Raw genomic sequence first — 1667 nt, 5'->3', positions numbered from 1 at the left:
CCGGAACCCCGCCCTCCCAGCGTCGACGATCAGCGCTGATCGCCGTGCTCGGCCTCGCCGCCATTCCCGCTGCCGTCTTCGCCGCCGTCCTCGTCCAGCGCGTCCACGAACTCGACGCCGTCCAGCTCGGCGAGCCGGTCGGAGGCGTCCGTCGTACCGCCCTGGTCGGCCTCCAGCGCCTTCCCGAACCACTCGCGCGCCTCGTCCTCGCGCCCGACCTCAAGCAGCGCGTCGGCGTAGGCGTAACGGAGGCGGGCGGTCCACGGCTGGATCGAGTTCGAGGCCAGCTCCGGGCTCTGGAGCGTCACGACCGCCGCGTCGGCCTGTCCCATGTCCTTACGGGCCCCGGCGGCGACCAGCCGCATCTCGACCTGCCCGGCCTTGTCCAGCCGCTGCACCTCGGGCTCACCGGCCATCGCCATGGCCCGCTCCGGCCGGCCCATCCCGCGCTCACAGTCGGCCATGACCGGCCACAGGTCGACGGACCCGGTCATCCGCCGCGCCGCACGGAACTCGGCCAGCGCCTCGGAGTACTTCCCGGTCGCGTACGCCGCGAACCCGGCCGCCTCCCGCACGGCCGCGACCCTGGAAGCGAGCCGCAGCGCGATACGGGAGTACTCGTACGCCTGCTCCGGGTCCTCGTCCAGCAGCTTCGCCACCATCACGAGGTTCCGCGCGACGTCCTCGGCGAGCGTCTTCGGCAGGCTCAGCAGCTCTTGGCGCACGTCGGGGTCGATCTCGTTGCCGGTCACGTCCTCGGGGATCGGCAGCCGGCGTACGGGCTCCCGGTCCCGCTCCCGGTCATCGCGCCGCCCGAACCCACCGGACCCACGCTCGTCCCGCCCCCGATACCCGCCGCCCCCGCGCCGGTCGTCCCGCCGGTCGTCCCGCGGGGGACGCTGCCCGCCGCGATACCCGCCACGGTCGCCGTCACGCCGGTCACCGCCGCCACGGTCATCGCGCCGACCGAAGCCACCGCCACCAGCAGGCCGGCCACCCCGGTCATCGTCCCGACGCGGCCCACGCGGACGGTCGTCGTCCCGACGCGGCCCACGGTCGTCCCGCCGGTCATCGCGACGCTCGTCCCGCCGGAACCCGCCCCGGTCGTCGCGGCGGTCGCTGCCGCCACGGTCGTCACGCCGGAAGCCACCGCGGTCGTCGCGCTGGCCATAGCCACCACCGGAGGGCCGGCCACCGCGGTCATCACGACGCCCATATCCACCGCCGCCGCCACTGCCGCCGGCAGGCCGACCACCACGGTCATCATCGCGACGCGGCCCACGCGGACGGTCGTCGTCCCGACGGAACGCCGGACGCTCATCGCGCCGGTCGTCGCGCCGGAACCCACCACGGTCGTCATCCCGACGCGGAGCACGATCGTCACGCCGGAACCCGCCCCGGTCGTCACGACGATCGTCACGACGGTCATTGCCACCACGGTCATCACGACGGAACCCACCGCGGTCGTCCTGACGCGGACCACGCGAACGGTCGTCGCGGCGGAATCCACCACGGTCGTCGTCCCGACGCGGCCCACGGTCATCGCGCTGGAAACCGGGACGGCTGTCGCGCCGGTCGCTGCCGCCACGGTCGTCACGCCGGAAGCCACCGCGGTCGTCGCGCTGGCCATAGCCACCACCGGAGGGCCGGCCACCGCGGTCATCACG

Annotated in this window: 1 protein-coding gene and 1 pseudogene; one reads left to right on the top strand and one right to left on the bottom strand. The window is 74.4% G+C overall.

Annotated features, from left to right (window positions below; all coding sequences use genetic code 11):
- Nucleotides 1-29 precede the first annotated feature (29 nt).
- On the bottom strand, nt 30-770 hold the full coding sequence (locus ACFU99_RS42905; RefSeq protein ID WP_384404008.1) for a hypothetical protein: 741 nt from the start codon (nt 768-770) through the stop codon (nt 30-32).
- On the opposite strand from ACFU99_RS42905, the pseudogene ACFU99_RS42900 reads away from it, so the two are divergent.
- Nucleotides 717-1667 (top strand): annotated as a pseudogene (locus tag ACFU99_RS42900) (hypothetical protein); the annotation flags it as partial. The gene ACFU99_RS42905 and the pseudogene ACFU99_RS42900 sit on opposite strands and share 54 nt — an antisense overlap.

Source organism: Streptomyces sp. NPDC057654 (assembly GCF_042800135.1).
Classification (GTDB): Bacteria; Actinomycetota; Actinomycetes; order Streptomycetales; family Streptomycetaceae; genus Streptomyces.
This window is presented reverse-complemented; position numbering and strand designations above follow the sequence as displayed.